This is a genomic window from Flavobacterium branchiarum (assembly GCF_030409845.1).
Lineage (GTDB): Bacteria > Bacteroidota > Bacteroidia > Flavobacteriales > Flavobacteriaceae > Flavobacterium > Flavobacterium branchiarum.
This window is the reverse complement of record NZ_JAUFQQ010000003.1, coordinates 828,892-853,943: the sequence shown is the minus strand read 5'-3', so window position 1 is coordinate 853,943 and position 25,052 is coordinate 828,892. Positions and strand designations below refer to the sequence as shown.

Sequence of the window (25,052 nt, the reverse complement as noted above, 5' to 3'; positions counted from 1 at the left end):
TACTTCATTCAAAAAACATAAGGCATAAAAAAAGCCATTCACAAAGTGAATGGCTTTTTTAGTATACTATATCTGATTAGATTTTAAATCTTTTTCTATCAGTTTCTGTCAAATAGATTTTTCTCAAACGAATAGATTTCGGAGTAACCTCTACATATTCATCTTTTTGAATGTACTCTAAAGCTTCTTCTAAAGAGAAAATGATTGGAGGAATAATTCTCGCTTTTTCATCATTTCCAGAAGAACGAACGTTAGATTGTTTTTTCTCTTTGGTTACGTTTACACACATATCATCAGCACGAGAGTTTTCTCCAATTACCTGACCTTCGTAAATTTCAGTATTTGGTTCAACGAAGAACTTACCACGATCTTGTAATTTATCGATAGAATAAGGAATAGCTTTACCTTTTTCCATAGAAATTAATGAACCTTTGTTACGTCCAGAAATTTCACCTTTGTAAGGCTCATATCCAATAAAACGGTGTGCCATAATAGCCTCACCAGCAGTTGCAGTAAGCAATTGGTTACGCAATCCAATAATTCCACGAGATGGAATATTGAATTTAATGATCATACGTTCACCTTTAGTTTCCATACTCAACATTTCTCCTTTACGAAGTGTAACGAATTCAACCGCTCTACCTGAAAGATTTTCTGGTAAGTCGATTGTTAATTCCTCAATTGGCTCACATTTTTTACCATCAACTTCTTTGATGATAACTTGTGGTTGACCAATTTGTAACTCATATCCTTCTCTTCTCATTGTTTCAATAAGAACAGATAAGTGAAGTACTCCACGACCAAAAACCATGAATTTATCAGCAGAATCAGTTTCACCTAACTTCATAGCTAAGTTTTTCTCTAATTCTTTTGTTAATCTTTCTCTAATGTGACGAGAAGTTACAAATTTACCCTCTTTACCAAAGAAAGGAGAGTCATTAATTGTAAACAACATACTCATTGTAGGTTCATCAATAGCGATAGAAGCTAAACCTTCTGGATTTTCGTTATCGGCAATAGTGTCACCAATTTCAAAACCATCAACTCCAACTATAGCACAAATATCACCTGCAATAACTTGTTCTACTTTTTTACGTCCAAGACCTTCAAAAGTATGTAGTTCTTTAATTCTTGATTTTGTTACAGTACCGTCTCTTTTTACTAAAGATATTGGCATACCTTCTTTTAAAACTCCTCTTTCAAGACGACCAATAGCGATACGACCTGTAAATGCAGAGAAATCTAAAGATGTAATTAACATTTGTGGAGTTCCTTCAGAAACTTTAGGAGCAGGAACATTAGCAATTACCATATCAAGTAAAGGCTCTATGTTTTCTGTTTGATTTCTAAAATCATCAGACATCCAGTTATTTTTAGCTGAACCATAAACAGTTGGAAAATCCAATTGCTCTTCTGTAGCACCTAATTCAAACATTAAGTCAAAAACTTTTTCATGTACTTCTTCTGGAGTACAGTTTTCTTTATCAACTTTATTGATAACAACACAAGGCTTCAAGCCTAAGTCGATAGCTTTTTGTAATACAAAACGAGTTTGTGGCATTGGTCCTTCAAAAGCATCTACTAGCAAACATACACCATCGGCCATGTTTAGTACACGTTCTACTTCACCACCAAAATCGGCGTGACCAGGAGTGTCAATAATATTGATTTTAGTTCCTTTATATTGAACTGAAACGTTCTTAGAAGTAATAGTAATACCTCTCTCGCGTTCTAAATCATTATTATCAAGTATTAAATCACCTGTGTTTTCGTTGTCACGAAATAACTGACAGTGATACATAATTTTATCAACCAAAGTGGTTTTACCGTGATCGACGTGGGCAATAATTGCAATATTTCTAATAGATTCCATCTGAGATTTTTAATGGGTGCAAAGGTACACTTTATTTTTATAAAAACATTATTTTTAAACAATAGTTTACATATTGTTAACTGATTACACCTAAAAACTACATTAAAATCAAGTGTTTTAAATATCTTATAATCGATGTTTAATAATTTGGTAATTATTAATTATATTTGAGTAATGAAAAACAAAACCAATCAAATTACATTAATTTACTTTGTCATTTCCTTATTTCTGGCAATACTTTGCCATAAATACCTACTTAACAATATTTCAAATACCCAATACTATTACTTCAGCTTCGTAAAAGACCTAGTATTCATTATTTTAACTGGTCTTTTGTACCGATATGTACTATCAAAAAACGACACTAGAAACATCTCTGTATTAGAAAAACTAAAAAAATACAATGACGAAATTAAAGAATCAAACGAAAAATATAACATAGTAGCAAAGGCAACTAGCGACACAATTTGGGACTGGAAAATTCAAGAAGACAGCATTACCTGGAACAAAGGAATTGAAAATGTTTTTGGATACAAACAAGAAGAAATTGACAACAGCTCGAAATGGTGGTTTGACAAAATTCACCCCGAAGACAGCATCAAAATGTCAGTAAAACTATATTCATTTATAGAACAAAAAACAGAAAAATGGCAAGATCAATACCGATTTAGATGTGCCGATGCTACCTATAAATACATACTTCACCGTAGTTTCCTCTTAAAAGACGAAAACGGAAGAGCAATAAGAATGATTGGTGCTATACAAGATATAACTAAACAAAAAGAAGAAGAACAGCGACTAAAATTACTCGAAACCGTAATTACCCAATCTCGAGACTCCATCTTAATCACAGAAGCCGATTACAGTGATGGAAAAATCCCTCAAATCGTATACGTAAACCCTTCTTTTTCAAAAATGTCTGGTTACCAATCTGAAGAAATAATAGGAAAATCCCCTAATATATTCAAAGGCCCAAAATCAGATTCTCGCGAACTTAGAAAACTAATTAAAGCCATAAAAAATGAAGAAGAATGTCTAATAGAAACTATTAGCTATACAAAAAGCAAAGAAGAATACTGGGTTCGCTACTCTATGATACCCATCTTCAATTCTGAAAACAAAGTATCACACTGGATATCAATCCAAAGAGACATTACAGAAGAGAAAAAACTTGAAAAAGAAAAAGAACACCTTATTAGAGAACTAACTCAAAACAATAAAGATCTAAAACAATTCTCCTATATAACATCACACAATCTTAGATCTCCCCTATCTAACCTAACAGGATTGCTAAACCTCATAGAAGACATCCCTATTGAGAACGAAGAACTAAAGGAAATACTTAACGGTTTCAATAAATCAACACACTTACTAAACGAAACAATCAACGACTTAGTAAAAGTTATCATAATCAAAGACAACCCATCAATCCAAAAAGAAGAAGTTCTACTAAATGAAGTTTTCGAAAATGTATTCAATCAACTAAGTTTCCAGATCGAACTACACAAACCAATAATAAAACTAAATTTTGAAAAAGTAGCAGTATTAAACATCAACAAAGCATACATAGAAAGCATATTACTAAACCTATTAACCAACTCCATTAAATACAGATCAGAAGATCGCAAATTAAAAATCACTATTTCAGCCAATCAAACCGAAGACAACATCACACTAACTTTTAAAGACAACGGAATTGGAATCGACCTAGAGCGAAACAGAGATAAAGTTTTCGGGCTTTACCAAAGATTTCACAACTACCCAGACAGTAAAGGACTTGGATTATACTTAGTAAAATCCCAAGTAGAAACAATGGGAGGAACAATTAGTATAGACAGCGAGGTTAACAAAGGAACCTCATTTACTCTAATATTTAAAAACAAATAAAATGTTTGATCAAATTTTATGCATAGACGACGACCCCATAGCACTAATGTTATGCAAAAAAGTAATCACAAAAGCTGAATTTTCCAAAGAACTAATTACAGCTCAAAACGGAGAAGAAGCCTTATCATACTTCAACACTCTTAAAAACACTACACCTGCAGACCTCAATAATAAAAAACCAAGCCTTATTTTCTTAGATCTAAACATGCCCGTAATGGGAGGCTGGGAATTCTTAGATCTTTTTTCAACACCAAACTACTCCGACTTCAATAGTACAAACGTAATCATACTCTCCTCTACAATTGACCCTGATGACTTAGAGAAAGCAAAAACCTACCCAATGATCCTCGACTTCCTTTCAAAACCAGTAACAACACAAATGCTAGAATACATAAAAAACAAAATGAGTACCTAGAAACAAAAAAAAGCTCCTTAAATTATTAAGGAGCTTTTTTTTAGGGCATAAAAAAAGTCCTCTGAAAGAGAACTTTTATATATTTTTAGCAAATTGTAAATTACAATTTAGCAACCAATTTAGTTAATTTAGATTTTAAATTAGAAGCTTTGTTATCATGAATGATATTTTTCTTAGCTAATTTATCAATCATAGAAATTACACTTGATAATTTTGAAGTAGCATCTTGCTTATCAGTAGCTATTCTTAATGCTTTTATAGCGTTACGAGTAGTCTTGTGTTGGTATCTGTTAAGAACTCTTCTTTTTTCGTTACTTCTTATTCTTTTTAATGCTGACTTATGATTTGCCATTTTTCTTAATTTTTAGATATAATAATTATAAATACTAGTTAAAAAAGAAAAGCCTCCCACAATTGTAAAACAATCACTTTAGCTTTAACTAATAAAATAAAAACCGAGACACCAGCTCCTATTCTACAAAACTTATTCACAACTAATTCTTGTAGTCCGTAAGGGAATCGAACCCCTGTTACCAGGACGAAATCCTGAAGTCCTAACCCCTAGACGAACGGACCGTATTCTTCTAAGTTTTTTTTTCAATGCTAATGAAAATTGAATTTTGTAGCCCGTAGCGGAATCGAACCGCTCTTACATGGATGAAAACCATGCGTCCTAACCGATAGACGAACGGGCCATTTTATTCTTCAATCTTCAAATAACTTTTAACACGCAAAAAAAGTAGTAGCCCGTAGCGGAATCGAACCGCTCTTACATGGATGAAAACCATGCGTCCTAACCGATAGACGAACGGGCCTGCTTCCCTAATGCGGATGCAAAGATACATCTATTTTTGAGTTCCACAATAGCTAATGCAAAAAAAATTATTTTTTTTAATATGCCTTAGCAAAAAGCACTCTTCTAGAAGAAGGATTACCAGTAAACACACAGCTTCCCGCCTCCTCTACACCATCCAATGGAATACATCTAATAGTCGCCTTTACCAAGTCTTTAATTTTCTCTTCCGTAGCTATAGTTCCATCCCAATGTGCTGATACAAAACCACCTTTATTCTCCAAGACATCTTTAAATTCTTCAAAATTACTTACTTCAGTAATATGCGAATTACGATAATCTAATGCTTTATTAAATAAATCAACTTGAATTTGCGCTAATAAATCATTCACATAAGTCACAATTCCATCTTTCGAAACTATTTCTTTTGTCAAAGTATCTCTTCTTGCAACCTCAAAAGTTCCGTTTTCTAAATCCTTAGGACCTACCGCAATTCTAATTGGCACTCCTTTCAATTCGTATTCATTAAATTTAAACCCTGGCTTCTGCGTTGTTCTATCATCATATTTCACAGCAACATTAAGCTTTCTCAATTGAGAAACCAATTCATTTACCACAACTGAAATCTCTGCCAATTGCTCATCTGTTTTATGAATAGGAACAATCACCACTTGTATAGGAGCCAAGTTTGGAGGCAAAACCAATCCTTTATCATCTGAGTGCGTCATCACCAAAGCCCCCATTAGTCGAGTAGATACTCCCCAAGAAGTTCCCCAAACATATTCTTGCTTTCCTTCGGCATTAGCAAACTTCACATCAAATGCTTTAGCAAAATTCTGCCCTAAGAAATGTGACGTTCCTGCTTGCAATGCTTTTCCGTCCTGCATCAACGCTTCAATACAATAGGTTTCTTCTGCACCTGCAAATCGCTCTGACTCTGTTTTAAGTCCTTTCACAACAGGAATTGCCATAAAACCCTCAGCGAATTCCGCATATACATTCATCATTTTCTCAGACTCTTCGATAGCTTCACTTCTTGTAGCATGAGCAGTATGCCCTTCTTGCCATAAAAATTCTGCCGTTCTTAAAAATAGTCGAGTTCTCATTTCCCAACGAACAACATTCGCCCACTGATTAATCAATAAAGGCAAATCACGGTATGATTGCACCCAACCTTTATAAGTAGACCATATAATAGCTTCACTTGTTGGACGAACAATTAATTCTTCCTCTAACTTAGCATTAGGGTCAACCATTAATTTTCCGGGTTTATCCGGATCATTCTTTAATCTATAATGCGTAACAATAGCACATTCTTTCGCAAATCCTTCAGCATTTTTCTCTTCTGCTTCAAACATGCTCTTAGGAACGAATAACGGGAAATAAGCATTCTGATGTCCTGTTTCTTTAAATTTTCGATCTAATTCAGCTTGCATTTTTTCCCAAATAGCATATCCGTACGGCTTAATAACCATACATCCTCTAACTCCTGAATTCTCGGCTAAATCCGCTTTTACAACCAGCTCGTTATACCATTTCGAATAATCTTCTGATCTTGTAGTAAGGTTCTTACTCATATTGAATAGTTTGGCACAAATTTTGTTTAACTTATTTTAACTAAATAGTTCCACAAAACTAACTATTTTTGTATTGTCCAACAATAAAAAACCCACAGATATGAAAACTAATATTTTTTTCAAAAAAAACACAGCCCTTTTCTCAACTATAGGTGTACTGTGTTTGCTAGTAACTTCGTGTGGTTCTTATCAAAATAGCTCTTATTACGACAATGACGGAATATACGGAGCTTCTTCAAATAATTACACTGAAAGAGTTACTACAACAGGTACTAATAATCAATACAAAGAGTATTTTAGTTCCCTACAAAACAATGATGAACCTACAGAAATCTTCACAAATGTTGATAACTATAGTTCATACAATGGAATAGACGACAGCATAACAAGCTCAAGTATAAGCTACCCAGCTTGGGGAAGCAATGTACAAGATGTATCTGTAAACATATATCCTAACACTTGGGGATTATCATTTGGCCTAGGATTTGGCTACCCTTATTACGGTGGCTTCGGATACGGATATAACGGATGGGGCTATCCTTATTATGGTGGAGGATTTGGATGGAGCTACCCTTCATACTACCCTTACTATGGATACAGACCCTATTATGGACATAGACCCTACTATGGCTACCGCAACAGCTACGACTATTCATACAATGCCGGCCGAAGAGGAGCTATTTACAACAATAGCATAAATAGAAATAATTACTCAAATAGAAGTTACTCTAACAGAAATTCAGATTACTCTGTAAATAGAAGAAGCAGTAACAACACCAACTATACAAACAGAAGATACGATAGCCAGAACTCAACTTTCACTAACAGAAGAGGAAGCAGTAATACAAACTATACTGACTACAGAAGAAACGATTCGTATAACTCAACAAGAAATAACAACAGTAATTACACAAGAAGAGACCAATCTTCTAATAGCACATACAACCCGACTCGTAGAAATGCAGCTTCAGGTTCACAAAACAACAGCTATACACCAACTCGTAGAGACAACAATAGTAGCTCACCAAGCAGAACATACAGCCCAAGCTCTAACAATACTCCATCAAGATCTTACACTCCAAGTTCATCAGGTCGTTCATACGATGGCGGTGGCGGAGCAAGAAGTTCTGGCGGTGGCGGTGGCACAAGATCTTCTAGTGGCGGAAGAAGATAACCCACTTCTTCCATAAATGAACTAAAATTTACCTGAATTATGAAAAAGTATATATTCCTAGTACTTACTGGACTATCTATAAGTGCTGCACATGCGCAAGATATATCTGACGCAATGCGCTATTCTCAAGACAATTTAAACGGAACTGCTCGTTTTCGTGCTATGGGAGGTGCCTTTGGAGCACTTGGCGGAGACTTATCTTCTTTAAACATTAACCCAGCTGGTTCTGCAATATTTGCAAACAATCAATTTGGGGTAACTTTAAGCAATTATAACACTAAGAATAACTCTAATTATTTCGGAACAAAAACCAAGGATAGCGAAAATTCATTCATCTTAAATCAGGCTGGTGGTGTTATGGTTTTTAAAGACACGCGTCCTAGTAGCAACTGGAAAAAACTATCTATAGCTGTTAATTACGAAAACACTAACAACTATAATAATAATATTTTTTCTTCAGGCGTAAATCCAACAAATTCTGTAGATAAATATTTTTTAAGCTACGCTAATGAAGGTAATAATGGCAAACCAGTACCACAAGAATATGTTATTAAACAAGATGGAGAATCCATAAGAAACCTATACCGTTTTCTCGGTAGCTATTTCCCAGTCAAAGAATACCCAGGATTAACGGGTTATGCCGCTCAACAAGCAATGTTAGGAAATGAAGGAGCTATAATCAGACGCATTGACGAAAATGATCCAAACACCGCATACAGAACACTTGTTCCTGATGGAGGGAATTATTACCAAGAAAACGAAATTCATACCAACGGTTACAACGGAAAACTTTCTTTTAATGCAGCAACTTCATATAAAGACAAATTATTCATTGGTATAAACCTGAACTCTCATTTTGCAGACTATACAAGAAACACAAGTTTTTATGAAGATAACATCAATAATAACAGTTCATCTTATCAAATAAACAGATTACGTTTTGACAACCAACTATACACTTACGGAAATGGATTTTCTTTTCAAATAGGTGCTATCGCAAAAGTAACCGATCAAGTAAGACTAGGACTTGCATACGAATCTAATACATGGTACAAACTTTACGATGAAACCACTCAAAAATTAGTAACCGTAAGCAGTAATAACACAGGCGAACTTCCTTCTAATATAGTTGATCCGCTAATTATCAATGTTTATGAATCATACAAACTGCAAACTCCTGGAAAATGGACTGCCAGTTTCGCATATATTTTTGGAAAAACTGGATTATTAAGCGTTGATTATGCAATAAAAGATTACGGGAACACTAAATTCAAACCTACTAACGATATCATTTTTAGAAGCGTAAATAAAACAATGAGCAATGAATTAACTAGCAGTAGCGAAGTACGAGTTGGAGCTGAATACAAAATCAAACTGCTTAGCTTAAGAGCAGGTTACAGATACGAACAAAGCCCGTACAAAAATGGCACTACAATTGGTGACTTAAACAGCTATTCTGGAGGTTTAGGATATAATTTCGGAGCAACTAAAGTAGACTTAGCCTACTCTTACGCAAAAAGAGACTCGCAACAAGCATTCTTTAATCAAGGACTTATAGACACTGCTAAAATCAATTCGAAATTCAACAATGTTTCATTAACAATGTTATTTGAATTATAACAGACTATCGGCACACGTATAAAATCCGTCTGATCTTTATCAAGACGGATTTTTTTTGCCCTGACGAAAGCAACATCTTTTTACGTTCATAATATGAATAGAAAAAGAGGAAATAAAAATAAGAGCCCGAAAACTACCAAAAAATACTTAAATCCAACAACACCAACTTCAGAAAAAACAAGGAATCATGGTGTTTCTAGGAATAAAAAATGTAATTTTGCACTCCAATTTATAAAAGTATGAGAACCAAGTCTTTAAAAAAGAATAAAATCAACGTAATCACTCTTGGGTGTTCGAAAAATGTATATGATAGTGAAGTACTTATGGGTCAACTTCGCGCTAACGGAAAAGAAGTAACACATGAAGCTCCTGCTGCCGAAGAAGGCAATATTATTGTTATAAATACTTGTGGCTTTATTGATAACGCTAAAGCGGAGTCAGTAAACATGATTTTAGAGTACGCAGACAAAAAAGAAAAAGGACTAGTCGATAAAGTTTTCGTTACAGGATGCTTATCTGAACGTTATAGACCTGATTTAGAAAAAGAAATCCCAAATGTAGATCAGTTTTTCGGAACTACTGAGTTACCTCAATTATTAAAAGCATTGGGTGCCGATTATAAACATGAATTATTAGGAGAGCGTTTAACAACTACTCCAAAAAATTACGCTTATTTAAAAATCGCAGAAGGTTGCGACAGACCTTGTAGCTTTTGCGCGATTCCTCTTATGCGTGGAAAACACGTCTCTCAAACCATTGAAAAATTGGTTAAAGAAACGGAAGGATTAGCCAAAAATGGTGTAAAAGAATTAATTTTGATTGCTCAAGATTTAACTTATTACGGTCTTGATATATATAAGAAAAGAAATTTAGCTGAATTACTTGAAGCACTAGTAAAAGTAGAAGGTATTGAATGGATTCGTTTACATTACGCTTTCCCATCTGGTTTCCCAATGGATGTACTAGAAGTTATGAAACGTGAGCCTAAGATCTGTAACTATATTGATATACCGTTGCAACACATTTCTGATTCAGTTTTAAAATCTATGCGTCGTGGTACAACTCAAGAAAAAACAACTCAATTACTAAAAGATTTCCGTAAAGCTGTTCCTGGAATGGCTATCAGAACTACTTTAATCGTTGGATACCCAGGGGAAACTCAAGAAGATTTCAATATCCTTAAAGACTTTGTTCAGGAAATGAAATTCGACAGAATGGGATGCTTCGCTTATTCGCATGAAGAAAACACACATGCTTATTTACTAGAAGACGATGTTCCAGACGAAGTAAAGCAAGATCGTGCTAACGAAATCATGGAATTACAATCTCAGATTTCATGGGATTTAAACCAAGAGAAAGTTGGACAAACTTTTAAATGTATTATAGACAGAAAAGAAGGTGCTCATTTTGTTGGAAGAACAGAATTTGACAGCCCAGATGTTGATAACGAAGTGCTAATCGATGCCTCTAAACATTATGTAAAAACTGGAGAATTTGTTAATATTAAAATAATAGAAGCTACAGAATTTGATTTATACGGTGAACCTGTTTAAATTTACAATACATTTTTTTGATTTTTTGATTTTAAAAATATAAAACATGAAAACAATTCAAGCTGCAATACTATTTGCATTTATTTTATTTTTCGCTAACCCTATTTCTGCTCAATACGGAAATGGATATGGAAATGGCTACGGTAATGGATATGGTGGCCGTGGTGGCTACGGAGGAGGAATGAACGGTGGAATGAGTCAAGGCATGGGTGGCATGGGACCATCTGCCAATACTTCTAAACCAAAAGAGATCCCTGTTGAAGTAACCGTTGCTAAAATAATGGAAACAATGAAGCCTGAACTAAATCTTGATGCGCTTCAGGAAATTGCAGTATCGAATGTTCTTATCGAAAGTATAAAAGAACAAGGCATACTTTTGAAAAATGAAAGCAGTAATCAAGACGAAAAAATAAAACAAATTCAAGCGCTCTCTGACGCTACAGATAAAAGAGTGTCCGAATTTCTAAGCAAAGATCAAAGGGAAAAATACACCCTTTATATGGAACAACTAAAAGATCAAAGTAGTTCTAAAAAAGCAAAGAAAAAGAAAAAAGAAAAGGAAAAGAACAAGGATAAGGATAAGGATAAGGAAAAAGAATAGTAATTGTTAGAACAAAACATAAAACAATTTTTAAAGTATGAGAAAGTATTTTTACTGTTTAACTATAGCGATTGCAATTACATCTTGCTCTACAAATCCATATAAATCGAGTGAAAAGGTATACGATCAGCAACTTAAATCTCTTGAAAATAAAATCACAAGCAAAGATGCACAACCTATACCTCCTCCTATTGCAACTATAAGCATAGATACGTCATATGCAAATCAGTTACATATTTACAAGGACTCCCTTTCGCAAACTGGATCTACTTCGCTACAAAATGGAATTAATACACAATGGATAGGTACCGTAAACTTTAATTTACGTAAACCTAACTTTATTATTATCCATCATACAGCTCAGGATTCTTTACAACAAACTGTAAATACATTTACTAAAACAAAAACACAAGTAAGTGCTCATTACATTATCTCGAGAGATGGTAAAGTGGTCCAAATGTTAAATGATTATTTACGTGCGTGGCATGCTGGTAATGCTACATGGGGAAAAAATACCGACCTCAACTCCTCTTCACTAGGTATTGAGCTTGACAATAACGGAGTTGAACCTTTCTCGGAAACACAAATGAATAGTTTAATTGCTCTTTTGACAAGGTTAAAAAAGGAATATAATGTACCAACACAAAATATATTAGGTCATGCCGATATTGCTCCAGGAAGAAAACAAGACCCAAGTAAGTTGTTTCCTTGGAAAACGCTAGCTGGACTAGGATTTGGAATCTGGCAAGATGAGATACTGGAAGAAGCTCCATTCGATTTTAGAATTGAGCCTGCTTTGCGAATTATTGGCTACAATACTAAAAATCTTACAGCCGCAATAACAGCTTTTAAACTACATTATATCCAAACAGAAGTTGATAATGTATTAGACAGAAAAACAATAAATACGATTTATTCTATTTACAAAAAACAATAAAAAGACATAATTCATACTAGATAAAAACACGCTTTAGTCAATTCTAAAGCGTGTTTTATCTTTATAACAAACTGTAAATAAAAAACTGCCAAAACACACTAATGTTTTGACAGTTCAAAAAAAAAAAAAAAAAATATCAATCTTAATATCTTAAAAAGAATAGGTAGCAGCAACTAATGCAAAGGCCATCTTTCCAGTTGGGGCAGAATTACTATCAAGAAAAACATCTGCAGAAGCACTATCCAATCTTATCTCTGGAATTATCGTCATATTTCCAACTTTATAATTAAGTGATACGGTATTTGCAAAAACATTTGAACCAGCAACTGTTCCTAAACTCAGTGCAGCATCTTTTGCATTAAAATATTCCATCCTGTACGCTAATCCAAGATTTTCTTTAAACTTATAATAAGCATACCCTACTACTGAAAACCATTCTCCATCAAGATTACTATCATAATCATTTGTCGTTTTAGCGTACGCTGCATTAAACCCTAAAGAAAAAATATCATTAACCGCCTTTGTTCCCACAATATCAAATTGCGTTTTATTTTCCCCCGTTGGCACAACTGTAGCTCCTGGAGTTGGATTTGTACTTCCTGATGTAAAATTCAAATAAGCACTTCCTTTATCGGTAATATATCCAAATTGCCCGACATAAGTCTTTTGACTAGAACCAGCGTCCATCGCTGATTTAAAATCGGTTGGATTAGTAACACCTAACATAAAACTAAATTCTTCTGTTGTGTATTGTACCTTAACTCCTGTATTAAAAAAAGGCCCGTACGAAAATGCATATGATGTACTATAATTTTTATTATCGACAGCATCCAATAATTCATATCCCATATGTGTTCCAAAACTACCTGCTGTTATAGAAAAACTATCGGATAAATCATACTTAAGAAACAATTGTTTTATCAAAAAAGAAGCCTTACTATTATCTTCATACTCATTATAAGAAAACTCAGTCACTCTTGTTCCAAATCCTAAATCTACAAAGACAGAAGCTTTTCCAAACTTGTGCGAAGCCTCAATAGAAGCCATCCCTAATTCGAATGAATCCTGTGAATTTGTAAAACTAGTTAAACCGTTTTGTTGTTTAGAAAAATCATATTTATAATAAAGGTCTGCCGACCCTCCAAATACTGTCGCGGGATTAGTCGTTTCTTTATCATCTTGGGCAAAAGCAAAAGAACTTGTTAACATTAAAGCTAAAATATGCAATACTCTTTTCATGTTTTAAATGATTTTGGTTAATAATTTGGTTTCAGTTATTAATTGGTTTGGTTATTTTTTTCATGAATGCCATTTATATTCTAATATAATATCAAAGAACTGCAGTGCTGATTTATACCAATAAATAGCCTTAGTAAAACATGTTTCTAAGGCGAATTTATCAACTTTTACATTAGATAATCTTATAAAATTTATTTTTTTGACCTGTTTTAGGAAGAATTACGGATTACAAAAATTACGATACCTAATTATCATTATTTGACATTTTAGAACTATGTTTTAAAAAAAATCAACAATAGAAAAAACAACAAAAATCAATGAAAATTAAAAACAATCAAAACACACCCCCCATAAAAAAGAACAAAAAACCAATAAAAAACAAAAAACAAAAACATATACCCCATAAAAAAATAGGGTATTTGTCATTTCGAGCGAAAATACAAAAAGCAAACGATACCCAAAAACAAACCACACTCAAAAAGCACAATTCAGAAACATTCTAAAAAACAACTAAGTTCTTACAAAGAAAAAACAAATAAAAAGTATAAACCTACAATAATAAAAACTTGTTTAAAAGAAATAATCTGGCCAAAAAAACTCAAAAACTATAGTCGCAAGAAAACACCATAACACCATAGCAACAAATAAAAGAACTAGAAAACTGCACAGCTACACAAAGCATAGAATTAACCTCAAGAGCAATACTACAACTATTAAAAAGAAACAACTACTAAGACCAGAAGAAAGCAGTCTTAAATTGCAGACAAAAAAAAATCCCAATCCGAAATTTCGGATTGGGACTTTAATAGATTACTAAAAGTATACTATTTCTTAGCTAAAGCTGCGCTCATTTCCATAGAAATTGCAGAACGCTCCATCTTTAACTTTCCAGACATTGTTTCGATAACTACAGTTGTTTCTGCAAGCTCTGAAACTTTTCCGTGAAGACCACTTTTTGTTATAATTTTATCACCTACTTTTAGGCTACTTTCAAATTCTTTTTCATTTTTCGCACGTTTTTGTTGCGGTCTAATCATAAAGAAATAGATCACTACAAACATTAATAGAAACGGTGCAAATTGAGTTAATTGTTCCATAATTTAAATTCTGTTTTTATTTAATAATTATTACATTAAACCACGACCAGCTTTAATTAACTTTTTGCTAGCCTCCAGTTCTTTTACAAGATTATCTAAAATCCCGTTGATAAAAATACTACTTTTTGGCGTAGAATACTCTTTTGCAATTTCTAAATATTCATTAAGAGTTACTTTTACAGGAATCGATGGGAATTTTAAAAATTCACAAATTGCCATTTTTAAGATAATAGTATCTATTTCAGCAATACGATCACTATCCCAGTTTGGAGTTTTATCTACATATTCTTTAGCAAATTCAGATTCGTTTAAAACTGTTTTTCTAAACAAGTCTTTTACAAAATCTCTATCCTCATTGTCTTTATACAATTTAGGAACTCTAAAATTATCGTCTTCTCCATCTGTAATATTCTTTAATTGCTTGATAATATGTGTATTTACCACAGGAATATCATCTACCCAAGTAAGCTTATCATCTTCTAAATACTCGTATAATTTTTCATTAGGAACGATTACTTCTGTAAATAAATCAACAATAAACTGTTTATCTTCTTCAAACGTGTTTACTGAATTACTCATGTATTTCGCATACAGGCTACTTGCCTTAATATCATTAAGAAGCAATATAATATAATCATCATTTAATGACCAATTAGTGATTTTACGATTTTCTAAAGCTATACTAAGAGAATTGTTCTCAGCTAGGATTTGAAAAATGGCATTCTTAATAAATTTTTCGTTTGGATTACGCTCTTCAGCAGTTGCAAGATGTTTTTTGCTTGATAGGTGTAAAAAGATTGTCTCTTTTTTACAAATTTCGATTAACGAAGAAACCATTACAAGATATAAATCCTGAATATTATCAATACTATAAAAAAGAAATTTCTCTTCTTTTTCAAGATTATCAGAACCGTTTTGATGCATTGCATAAATGGATTGCATTACTTTAACGCGTATGTGTCTTCTATTTACCACCTTGTAAGAACATTTAAAAATTAATTTGCAAAAATAAGAATTTCATATCTTATAATGAAATTAATACTTAGTTAATTTAAGAATAATTTCAAGCTAATAAACATTGCCTTTTATGCATAAAAAAAGTCTCAGTTTCCAATCTCAATGAACACTTAAGAGCCGAGATAGAAACTGAGACAAAAATTAAGCTCGTTTTTTACTTTTTACTATTCTCGATTTTTCTTAAATCGATACGATTTTGAGCAATCGTTAAGGCTGCCTGATGTGTAGTCATACCATTCTTAATAGCAAAATCAAAAATTTCAAGCGTTGTATTGTAGATATTTTCTGTTTTACGCATGATTTCAGCTTTATCATAATGCTCTAATTCTGCATAAACATTTATGATTCCACCTGCATTAATTAAGAAATCTGGAGCATATAAAATCCCTCTTTCTTGTAATATAGCACCATGAACATTTTCATTTGCCAATTGATTATTAGCTGCACCAGCAATAACCTTAGCTTTTATTTTATTTACAGTCACATCATTTAATGTTGCTCCCATTGCACATGGAGCATAAACATCAACATCTGCACTGTAGATATCATCGCCTGCAAAAATAGTAGCACCATATTTTTTAGCAACTTCAAATAACTTTTCTTCGTTGATATCTGTAATAGTAACGATTGCACCTTCTTTAGTTAAATACTCAACCAAAGCTTCACCTACGTGACCAATTCCTTGTACTAATACTTTTTTACCCTCTAAATTATCTGATCCAAATTGTTGTTTCACAGCTGCCTTCATTCCTAAAAACACACCGTAAGCAGTAACTGGAGATGGATTACCAGAACCACCTCTTTCTTCAGAAATCCCAGTAACATAAGGAGTAACATCTCTTACAATGTCCATATCTTTAGTTTCCATTCCAACATCTTCAGCAGTAATATATCTTCCGCTTAAAGAATTTACAAACTCTCCAAACTTACGCATCAATTCAGGTGTTTTTTGTGTTTTAGCATCTCCAATAATAACGGCTTTACCTCCACCAATATTCAATCCTGTGATAGCAGATTTATATGTCATACCTCTAGAAAGTCGTAAAACATCGTTTAGCGCCTCCCATTCGTTTGCATAATTAAACATTCTTGTCCCTCCTAAAGCAGGCCCCATAACTGAATTATGAATACCAATAATTGCTTTTAAACCTGTATCTTTGTCATTACAAAATACAATTTGTTCGTGATCATCAAACGATAGTTGACCAAAAACGGGATCCATTTTTTGAAGTTCCTTACCTGTTGCAAAAGCTGCATTCATAGCAAATAATTTTTGTTAGTTAAAATTATGAATTTGTCAAAAAGACATTTCAAATTTATACAAAAAATATACATACAGCATTTTTTTAATTAAAAAATAGCAATCCAACAATTGAACGCTCTTTAACAAACACATTGAAAATTATCTAAAATAGATGCTTTCCAATAAAACAAAATCATTTCAACACAGAATATCTTAAAAAAATGAAAGAATTACGTTATTTAAACAAATATTTTATTAAATATAAATACAGCTTTTCCTTAGGGGTTTTCATAACAATAATCGCACAAATATTCTCGCTATTTACTCCTAAACTGATCAGTAAGTCATTAAGTGCTATTGAAACGTTTGATAAACTCCCAGAATCACAGAAAGCATCAGAGGCCGTTTTATCATTTTACAGAGAAGGACTAATACACAATGTTTTACTAATTATCGCCACAACTATAGTTGCTGGATTCCTAACCTTCTTAATGCGCCAAACCTTAATCGTAATGTCTCGTCACATTGAATTTGACTTAAAGAATGAGGTTTTTCAGCAGTATGAAAGGTTATCTCAAAATTTTTACAAACAAAATCGTACCGGTGATTTAATGAACCGTATAAGCGAAGACGTTTCTAAGGTTCGTATGTATGTAGGTCCAGCGGTAATGTACACAATTAACACCTTTATTCGTTTTACAATAGTAATCATATATATGTATAGCGTTTCGCCACTTTTAACTTTATACACCATATTACCATTACCAATATTATCCTTCTGCATTTTTAAATTAAGCACCGAAATAAATAAACGAAGTACCGTTTTTCAGCAATATTTATCTAAAGTATCAAGCTTTACTCAAGAGATTTTTTCAGGAATCCGAGTTATTAAAGCCAATTCATTAGAGAATCAACATCAGAATAACATGATTGATCTAGCAAACGAAAGCAAAAGCAAAAGCTTGAATCTTGCCAAAGTGCAATCTTTATTTGGCCCTTTAATGATTGCCTTAATCGGAATAAGTAATCTTGTAGTAATTTATTTTGGAGGTGTAATGTACATTAACGGAAGTATTAAAAGTCTTGGAACAATAGCCGAATTTATTCTATATGTAAATATGCTTACGTGGCCAGTTGCTTCTCTTGGCTGGGTTTCATCAATGGTACAAGAAGCCGAAGCATCTCAAAAAAGACTTAATGAGTTCTTGAAAATTGAACCTGAAATAAAAAACAACAATCCAAACCACTCTACTATAGAAGGAACAATTTCTTTTGAAAATGTGACTTATACTTACGAAGATACCAATATAACAGCTCTTGAGAATGTAACTTTTACAGTAAAAAAAGGAGAAACTTTGGCTATTCTAGGCAAAACTGGTTCTGGAAAATCAACTATACTATCATTAATCACACGCTTATATGATGCATCTCAAGGACAAATTACCATAGATGGGATCGAAATAAGCAAAGTAAACCTCAATGATTTACGTAACAGTATTGGTATTGTACCACAAGATGCATTTTTATTTTCTGACAGTATTAAAAACAATATTAAGTTTGGCAACCAAAATGCAACTGACGAAGAAGTAATCGAGGCCGCAAAAAATGCTGTTGTTCACGACAACATTATTAGCTTCAACAAACAGTACGACACTGTCTTAGGAGAAAGAGGAATCACTCTTTCTGGTGGGCAAAAACAACGTGTTTCTATCGCCAGAGCCATAATTAAAAACCCTGCTATTTTACTTTTTGATGACTGCTTATCTGCTGTAGACACAGAGACTGAGGAAACAATTTTGAATAACTTATTTGAAATTTGTAAAGACAAAACCACCATCATTGTTAGCCACCGTGTATCATCAGCTAAAAACGCAGATCGAATCATTATACTTGAAGAAGGAAAAATCATCCAACAAGGTTCTCATAATCAATTGATAAATCAAGAAGGGTATTATTCAGCACTATATTTAAAACAACTTTCCGAAAAAGAATCACTTTAATTGTTGTATAATAAATAAATTTTTATGATTTTTGATTGCTATTAAATAAAAAAATCGATAGAACGGATTATGAGAGAAAATGACATGTTAGAAAAAGAAGAGATTTTTTCTAAAGTACTACGAGCAGGAAGAAGAACCTATTTCTTTGATGTAAGAGCTACAAAAGCAGACGATTACTACATCACGATTACCGAAAGCAAGAAATTCACAGAAGAAGATGGTTCATTCCATTTTAAGAAACATAAAATTTACTTGTACAAAGAAGACTTTAGTGCTTTTGCTGAAATTTTAGGAGAAATGACATCTTATGTTTTAAACCACAAAGGAGAGGAAGTAATCTCTGAAAGACATCAGAAAGATTTCAAGAAAGAATACAGTTCAGACAAAGAAGAGCCTGTATTATCACACAGATCTAGTTTCACAGATATTGATTTTGACGATATCTAATCAATTCTCTATCAAGAAGTAGAAAGTCCAAAATGTAGTCAATTTTTGGACTTTTTTTATATCTTTAAATTCTCAAAAGAAAACCAATAATGGAAGCAAATTTACTAATACTACCTGGTTTAGGAAATTCAGGTGATAAACACTGGCAAACATATTGGCATGAAAAATTTAAGAATTCCATTCGTTTGGTTCAAGACAATTGGGACGAACCTATTCGCGAAGAATGGATTAAAAGACTAAATGAAGAAATCTCTAAACTAGATAAACCAACTATTTTAATAGCCCATAGTTTAGCCGTTTCTTTAGTATTGCATTGGTCAACATCCAATATTAATAAAAATATTATTGGAGCTTTATTAGTAGCACCTGCCGATGTAGACTCACCCCAACACACTCCTGAATGTATCAGGAACTTTTCGCCAATGCCACTTGTCAACTTACCGTTTCCTTCAATAGTTGTAGCGAGCGAAAATGATCCTTACGCTTCTTTTGAAAGAAAAGAATATTTTGCTAAAATGTGGGGAAGTGATTTTGTTAACGTTGGCCTACAAGGGCACATCAATTCCGATTCCGATCTAAAATACTGGGAAGAAGGTCAATTAATATTAGAGCAATTAATTCAGAAAATTAAAATGTAAAAAAATGATTGAAAACAACAAAAACCAACCAGAAGAATTAATTACACCTAAAAACATATTATTAAAGATATGGTTATCTCCAAAAGAATCCTTCAAATTCATTGATAACTACAAATATGATAAACATGTAATTCTACTTTTAATCCTTTCGGGAATCGTTCAAGCATTTGACAAAGCAATATCTAAAAACATGGGAGATGATTTCTCTATCTGGGGAGTCATTATTTTCAGCATACTAATAGGTACAACATGCGGATGGATAATTAATTATCTGTATGCCACCACAATAAGTTTGACAGGAAAATGGTTTAATGCAAAAGGAGACACACGATCAATTTTAAGAGTTATTGCCTATGCTTTGACACCCTCAATTATTTCACTTATATTACTTTTAGTACGAATTTCAATTTATGGAAACGCAGTTTTTCAATCCCCTGACAACTATTTTAATGGACAATTTGACGAAATAATCTATTATCTTTTTTATTTCATTGAGTTGATTCTGGTGATCTGGACAATGGTTCTTTTTGCTATTGGAGTGTCAGTAGCGCAGAAAATATCAATTGGAAAAGCTATTCTAAACATAATACTTCCTGCATTTTTAATAATACTAAGTGCATTGACGCTTTTTGTAATTTCAGATTTACTCCTCAACTAAAATAGTGATCACCCTATTCTTAACCCATTTTCTATTTTAAAATCGGGTGCCAATAAAACAACATCGCCCTCATCCCCTACTGCTCCAATTACGAGACATTCGCTCATAAATTTCCCTATTTGTTTTCTAGGAAAATTAACTACACCAACAACCTGTCTGTCTTTTAGCTCTTCTTTTGTATAACGTTTAGTAATTTGTGCTGATGATTTACGAACTCCAATTTCCTTTCCGAAATCAATCGTAAGTTGAAAAGCTGGTTTACGTGCCTCTGGAAAATCATCTACTTGTGTAATTGTTCCCACTCTCATTTCTACTCTTTCAAATTCTGACCAAGTTAAATCCATTTCTTTATTTTATTAAATTATTTATTTACAACCCTTTAATATTATAAGTATTACGATTAATTCTATAACACATGTTTTTCTCTTAGCTGGTACTTTTACAGAAGTAAATTATAAAATTATAAAAATGGAAAAGATTCAAAACAATACTAATCAATCTCTTAGGGACTCCAAGTTTGATATCACACAGCCATCTACAGACAAATATATAGAAACAGCACCGAATGTAAAACTATATGTAAAAGATTACGGTCAAGGAAAACCCGTTATTCTTATTCATGGTTGGCCACTTTCTAATGAAATGTGGGAATACCAAATCGATTTTTTAGTTCAAAATAATTTTAGAGTAATTGCCTATGATCGCCGTGGATTTGGTAAATCATCACAACCTTGGGATGGATACGATTATGACAGCCTAACTGATGATCTTAAACAAATTATCGAGCAACTGGAACTAGAAGATGCTACACTAGTAGGATTTTCGATGGGTGGTGGCGAAGTAGTTCGCTATTTTAGCCGTCATGGTGGAAAAGGCGTAACAAAAGCTGCTCTAATTTCTTCAATTATTCCTTTTTTACTAAAAACGGAAGATAATCCTGATGGACATCCTAAAGAAAAGAATGATGCTACTGCAAATGCAATTAAAGAAGACAGAATTGAATTTATAAACACTTTTGGAAAAACTTTCTTTGGAGTAACCATCATAAACCGACCATTAAGCAATTCGTTGATGGAATATTATAACTCCCTATGCGCAGTTGCCTCACCAAGGGCTACATTAAAATGCGCTGAATCATTTTCTACAACAGATTTTAGAGATGAACTGAACGCAGTAAATGTACCAACCTTAATTATTCATGGAGATGCCGACAGAATAGTTCCTATTGAACTTACCTCTAAAAAAGCCGCTCAGATAATTAAAGACAATACTTATATCGTTTATGAAGGGGAACCTCATGGTTTATTTTACACAGAAAGAGACAGACTGAATGCCGATTTACTAAATTTTATAAATTCATAAATCACTAATAAATATCCAAAGAGCTGAATCCATTTCCCTAAAAGCTTCTTTGGATATTTTTTTGCACTTATACCCTCTTTTGCAGATTTTTAAAGTTAAATTTGAATAATCAATTTACTTATAAAAAATGGCAAAGACTCTTTCAAACATGTTACCACTAGGTACTTTGGCTCCGAAATTTAAATTAAAGGACACTAATTCTAATTTTGAATATTCTTATGACGATATAAAAGGTACAAAAGGAACTCTTGTTATGTTTATATGCAATCATTGTCCCTATGTATTACATGTAATAGAAGAAATTGTCATGATTGCCAACGATTATCGCGTACAGGGAATAGGAGTTGTTGCAATTTCTAGTAATGATGTAACAAAATATCCTGAAGATAGTCCCGAATTAATGACAGAGTTTGCATTTACCCATAAAATGGACTTCCCTTATTTATATGATGAGAGTCAAGAAGTAGCCAAAGCTTACGATGCTGCGTGCACTCCTGATTTTTTCTTATTTGATAATCAAGACAAATTATTTTATCGAGGACAACTTGACGATTCAAGACCTGGCAATGGAATTACCCTTAGCGGAAGCGACTTAAGAAATGCTATAGACTCCTTAATTTACAACCGAAATATCAAGAATCCTCAGAAACCAAGTATGGGTTGCAATATTAAATGGAAATAAAGTCTATTGATTAAAAAACTTTGATTAACTTTGTAAATCATAATAAATCATCCTCATGTTGAGCATTATACAATTGACGGTTATTACGTTGTTGTTTTCTTTTACAAGAAAACCACGTGTCGTTGTATTAAATTCGCACACCAAGGCCTTCGTTAATTAGGCCTCCGTCTATTTCAATTTTTTCTTTCAGGCGGAGGATTACACTTTAAAATTTAATTATTTGTTTTACTTACAAAGATTCCTCTTTGTATTAAAGCATACAATTTACTTCTCATTTTAGAGTTTCTCAAATTTCGCATTTACAATATAAATAAATCTGTATTTCAATTTAAAACAAATACTAGGCTTTTGAGATTGCCTAAAATAAAATCTTATTCAAATAAACACACACAATAGATATGAAACCAATACCTACTTTCTGTACAACAGATTATCAACTCTTAAGAGAATTGATCTTAAAGAGTAAAAACTCAACAAACTCTAAAGAAGCTGGTCAACTTGCTCAAGAATTAGACAGAGCTATTGTTAGCAAAGGAGACACGCTAGACAATTCGATAATAAGAATCAATTCACACGTTACCATCGAAGATGTTAAAGCAAACAAACAAATGAAAATTCAAATTGTTTTACCTTCAAATGCTGACGTAAAAGAAGGAAGAATTTCTATCCTAGCACCTTTAAGTGTTGCTATAATTGGCTTTAAAGAAAATGACGAAGTTGATTGGGAATTACCTGCTGGAATAAAAACTTTGAAAATAATTACTGTATCTAACGCGCTACCTGTAAGCAATCAATAATTTTTAAACACCTCATTCGTGAAGGTGTTTTTTTATGTCTTATTTAAAATAAAAAAACTACCCAGTTACTCACTGAATAGTTAATAATATGGATTATAATATATCTTTTTTTTACAATTGAGAAGAAATATAATCTGAAATCAAAGCCATATCTACATCGTCAAGATGCGCTTTCTTTTGCATACGTACTAAGATAGGTTTCCAATCTTCTTTTGAAAACGCAGTAGGCTTGTATAGCTTATGACAACCACCACAATTTTTATCATAAAGACTCTGCCCTGAAGCGACTACAGGAATTGATTCTACAGATTTTACGGGTTCAACAACATCTACAACTTTAGGAGCTTCTTTTTTCGTAGCACACGAAAACACAATAACAACTAAGACTGCTACAGTTAAAATTCTTGATTTCATTTTTAGTTTTTTTGGAGTAAATATAAAAAAAATCCCAAAACTCTCGCTTTGGGATTCCAATGTTATAAAATATAATTTTATGTATTTTTTATTACTTAACGTCCATTAATTCAACGTCGAAAATTAAAGTTGCGTTTGGTGGAATAACTCCACCTGCTCCAGATGGGCCGTATCCTAAATGAGATGGAATTACGAAACGTGCTTTGTCTCCAACTTTCAATAAAGCAATTCCTTCATCCCAACCTTCGATAACTTGACCTTGACCTAGTCTAAACTCGATTGGTTTTTTTCTTGGGTAAGAAGAATCAAATACTTTACCATTCTCTAATGAACCTTCGTAGTGAACAGCTACAGTTTTACCGTTTTCTGCTTGTTTACCATCCCCTTTTTGGATAAATTGGTAACGTAAACCGCTATCTGTTTTTGCAAAACCAGCAGCCAATTTTTCCATTGCAGCTTCAGCCTCAGCTTTCATAGCAGCATCACGCTTATTACGAGCTCCTTTAAAAGTAATAAAAGCTTCGATAGCATTCCATTTTTCAGCTTCTTCACCTACTCTTACGATTTCAACATTAGTTAATTCATCACCTTGAGCAATTGAATCAACAATATCTTGACCTTCTACAACGTGACCAAAAACAGTATGTTTCCCGTCTAACCAAGAAGTAGGAACGTGAGTAATGTAAAATTGAGAACCATTAGTCCCAGGTCCAGAATTTGCCATTGCCAAAACTCCTGGACGATCGTGTTTTAAACTTGGGTGAAATTCATCATCAAATTTGTATCCTGGATCTCCTGTACCTGTTCCTTTAGGACAACCACCTTGAATCATAAAATCTGGAATAACTCTATGGAATGTTAATCCATCATAAAATTTAGTTCCTTGTGGCTTTACCTTATTTTCCATATTTCCTTCTGCAAGAGCTACAAAATTCCCTACGGTTCCTGGTGTTAAATCGTGAGCTAATTTTACTAAAATCGCACCTTTTGAGGTATTGAATTTAGCGTATATTCCGTTTTCCATTGTT

At 33.0% G+C, this 25,052-nt stretch carries 24 protein-coding genes and 3 tRNA genes; 14 read left to right on the top strand and 13 right to left on the bottom strand.

What is annotated here, in order from left to right:
- Positions 1–76 precede the first annotated feature (76 nt).
- Positions 77–1,873, bottom strand: a complete 1,797-nt coding sequence (gene typA / locus QWY99_RS04395; RefSeq protein WP_290261962.1) for a translational GTPase TypA — start codon at positions 1,871–1,873, stop codon at positions 77–79.
- Between the two features lie 174 nt (positions 1,874–2,047).
- Between typA and QWY99_RS04390 the strand changes: the two genes are divergently transcribed.
- Together QWY99_RS04390 and QWY99_RS04385 are read left to right on the top strand one after the other, a co-directional pair.
- Complete coding sequence (locus tag QWY99_RS04390) at positions 2,048–3,760, top strand: PAS domain-containing sensor histidine kinase (protein ID WP_290261958.1); 1,713 nt, start codon at positions 2,048–2,050, stop codon at positions 3,758–3,760.
- Position 3,761: 1 nt separating this feature from the next.
- Positions 3,762–4,175, top strand: a complete 414-nt coding sequence (locus tag QWY99_RS04385; protein WP_290261955.1) for a response regulator — start codon at positions 3,762–3,764, stop codon at positions 4,173–4,175.
- A gap of 100 nt (positions 4,176–4,275) precedes the next feature.
- Here QWY99_RS04385 and rpsT read toward each other — a convergent pair whose 3' ends face one another.
- From rpsT to proS, 5 genes are all read right to left on the bottom strand, one after another.
- Entirely contained in the window at positions 4,276–4,527 is a 252-nt protein-coding gene (gene rpsT / locus QWY99_RS04380; protein WP_290261953.1) for a 30S ribosomal protein S20, read from the bottom strand.
- 152 nt (positions 4,528–4,679) lie between these two features.
- Positions 4,680–4,751, bottom strand: a tRNA-Glu gene (locus QWY99_RS04375).
- Between the two features lie 47 nt (positions 4,752–4,798).
- A tRNA-Glu gene (locus QWY99_RS04370) sits at positions 4,799–4,870 on the bottom strand.
- A 48-nt stretch (positions 4,871–4,918) separates the two neighbouring features.
- Positions 4,919–4,990: transfer RNA gene (locus QWY99_RS04365), tRNA-Glu, on the bottom strand.
- A 76-nt stretch (positions 4,991–5,066) separates the two neighbouring features.
- The gene (gene proS / locus QWY99_RS04360; protein WP_290261950.1) at positions 5,067–6,545 is read right to left on the bottom strand and encodes a proline--tRNA ligase; all 1,479 of its coding nucleotides are present in this window, start codon (positions 6,543–6,545) and stop codon (positions 5,067–5,069) included.
- 100 nt (positions 6,546–6,645) lie between these two features.
- Here proS and QWY99_RS04355 point away from each other — a divergent pair, with 100 nt between their 5' ends.
- The 5 genes from QWY99_RS04355 to QWY99_RS04335 all read left to right on the top strand — a co-directional run bounded on the left by QWY99_RS04355 (position 6,646) and on the right by QWY99_RS04335 (position 12,430).
- On the top strand, positions 6,646–7,719 hold the full coding sequence (locus QWY99_RS04355; RefSeq protein WP_290261947.1) for a hypothetical protein: 1,074 nt from the start codon (positions 6,646–6,648) through the stop codon (positions 7,717–7,719).
- Positions 7,720–7,758: 39 nt separating this feature from the next.
- Positions 7,759–9,339: an OmpP1/FadL family transporter gene (locus tag QWY99_RS04350; protein WP_290261943.1), complete on the top strand. Its 1,581-nt coding sequence runs from the start codon at positions 7,759–7,761 to the stop codon at positions 9,337–9,339.
- A gap of 239 nt (positions 9,340–9,578) precedes the next feature.
- Complete coding sequence (rimO, locus tag QWY99_RS04345; RefSeq protein WP_290261941.1) at positions 9,579–10,892, top strand: 30S ribosomal protein S12 methylthiotransferase RimO; 1,314 nt, start codon at positions 9,579–9,581, stop codon at positions 10,890–10,892.
- Positions 10,893–10,938: 46 nt separating this feature from the next.
- Positions 10,939–11,493, top strand: a complete 555-nt coding sequence (locus tag QWY99_RS04340) for a hypothetical protein (RefSeq protein WP_290261937.1) — start codon at positions 10,939–10,941, stop codon at positions 11,491–11,493.
- A 37-nt stretch (positions 11,494–11,530) separates the two neighbouring features.
- Positions 11,531–12,430, top strand: coding sequence for an N-acetylmuramoyl-L-alanine amidase (locus tag QWY99_RS04335; RefSeq protein ID WP_290261933.1), 900 nt, complete (start codon positions 11,531–11,533; stop codon positions 12,428–12,430).
- Positions 12,431–12,580: 150 nt separating this feature from the next.
- Here QWY99_RS04335 and QWY99_RS04330 read toward each other — a convergent pair whose 3' ends face one another.
- The 4 genes from QWY99_RS04330 to QWY99_RS04315 form a co-directional block, all read right to left on the bottom strand.
- Positions 12,581–13,669, bottom strand: coding sequence for an outer membrane beta-barrel protein (locus QWY99_RS04330; protein WP_290261930.1), 1,089 nt, complete (start codon positions 13,667–13,669; stop codon positions 12,581–12,583).
- Between the two features lie 824 nt (positions 13,670–14,493).
- Entirely contained in the window at positions 14,494–14,766 is a 273-nt protein-coding gene (yajC, locus tag QWY99_RS04325) for a preprotein translocase subunit YajC (protein ID WP_039115484.1), read from the bottom strand.
- Positions 14,767–14,796: 30 nt separating this feature from the next.
- Positions 14,797–15,708 (bottom strand): transcription antitermination factor NusB, encoded by a 912-nt coding sequence (gene nusB, locus QWY99_RS04320; RefSeq protein WP_290261920.1) that lies wholly within the window; start codon positions 15,706–15,708, stop codon positions 14,797–14,799.
- Between the two features lie 229 nt (positions 15,709–15,937).
- Complete coding sequence (locus tag QWY99_RS04315) at positions 15,938–17,044, bottom strand: Glu/Leu/Phe/Val family dehydrogenase (RefSeq protein WP_290261918.1); 1,107 nt, start codon at positions 17,042–17,044, stop codon at positions 15,938–15,940.
- Between the two features lie 203 nt (positions 17,045–17,247).
- On the opposite strand from QWY99_RS04315, the gene QWY99_RS04310 reads away from it, so the two are divergent.
- The 4 genes from QWY99_RS04310 to QWY99_RS04295 all read left to right on the top strand — a co-directional run bounded on the left by QWY99_RS04310 (position 17,248) and on the right by QWY99_RS04295 (position 20,769).
- Positions 17,248–19,026 carry an ABC transporter ATP-binding protein gene (locus QWY99_RS04310; protein ID WP_290261916.1) on the top strand — a complete coding sequence of 593 codons (1,779 nt, stop codon included), beginning with the start codon at positions 17,248–17,250 and terminating at the stop codon, positions 19,024–19,026.
- 69 nt (positions 19,027–19,095) lie between these two features.
- Positions 19,096–19,473 carry a PUR family DNA/RNA-binding protein gene (locus QWY99_RS04305; RefSeq protein ID WP_129539461.1) on the top strand — a complete coding sequence of 126 codons (378 nt, stop codon included), beginning with the start codon at positions 19,096–19,098 and terminating at the stop codon, positions 19,471–19,473.
- A gap of 89 nt (positions 19,474–19,562) precedes the next feature.
- On the top strand, positions 19,563–20,111 hold the full coding sequence (locus QWY99_RS04300; protein WP_290261914.1) for an RBBP9/YdeN family alpha/beta hydrolase: 549 nt from the start codon (positions 19,563–19,565) through the stop codon (positions 20,109–20,111).
- A gap of 4 nt (positions 20,112–20,115) precedes the next feature.
- Complete coding sequence (locus QWY99_RS04295) at positions 20,116–20,769, top strand: Yip1 family protein (protein ID WP_290261912.1); 654 nt, start codon at positions 20,116–20,118, stop codon at positions 20,767–20,769.
- Between the two features lie 8 nt (positions 20,770–20,777).
- Here the strand turns inward: QWY99_RS04295 and QWY99_RS04290 are convergent, their stop codons facing one another.
- The gene (locus tag QWY99_RS04290) at positions 20,778–21,113 is read right to left on the bottom strand and encodes a tRNA-binding protein (RefSeq protein ID WP_290261909.1); all 336 of its coding nucleotides are present in this window, start codon (positions 21,111–21,113) and stop codon (positions 20,778–20,780) included.
- A 124-nt stretch (positions 21,114–21,237) separates the two neighbouring features.
- On the opposite strand from QWY99_RS04290, the gene QWY99_RS04285 reads away from it, so the two are divergent.
- From QWY99_RS04285 to QWY99_RS04275, 3 genes are all read left to right on the top strand, one after another.
- On the top strand, positions 21,238–22,131 hold the full coding sequence (locus QWY99_RS04285) for an alpha/beta fold hydrolase (RefSeq protein ID WP_290261907.1): 894 nt from the start codon (positions 21,238–21,240) through the stop codon (positions 22,129–22,131).
- A 127-nt stretch (positions 22,132–22,258) separates the two neighbouring features.
- Positions 22,259–22,813, top strand: a complete 555-nt coding sequence (locus QWY99_RS04280; protein WP_290261904.1) for a thioredoxin family protein — start codon at positions 22,259–22,261, stop codon at positions 22,811–22,813.
- A gap of 398 nt (positions 22,814–23,211) precedes the next feature.
- Complete coding sequence (locus QWY99_RS04275; RefSeq protein WP_290261902.1) at positions 23,212–23,610, top strand: GreA/GreB family elongation factor; 399 nt, start codon at positions 23,212–23,214, stop codon at positions 23,608–23,610.
- A 111-nt stretch (positions 23,611–23,721) separates the two neighbouring features.
- On the opposite strand, the gene QWY99_RS04270 is transcribed toward QWY99_RS04275, so the two are convergent.
- Together QWY99_RS04270 and QWY99_RS04265 are read right to left on the bottom strand one after the other, a co-directional pair.
- A complete protein-coding gene (locus tag QWY99_RS04270) occupies positions 23,722–24,024 on the bottom strand; it encodes a cytochrome c (RefSeq protein ID WP_290261899.1) in 303 nt (100 codons plus the stop codon).
- A gap of 91 nt (positions 24,025–24,115) precedes the next feature.
- Positions 24,116–25,048, bottom strand: a complete 933-nt coding sequence (locus QWY99_RS04265; protein ID WP_290261898.1) for a peptidylprolyl isomerase — start codon at positions 25,046–25,048, stop codon at positions 24,116–24,118.
- Positions 25,049–25,052 lie beyond the last annotated feature (4 nt).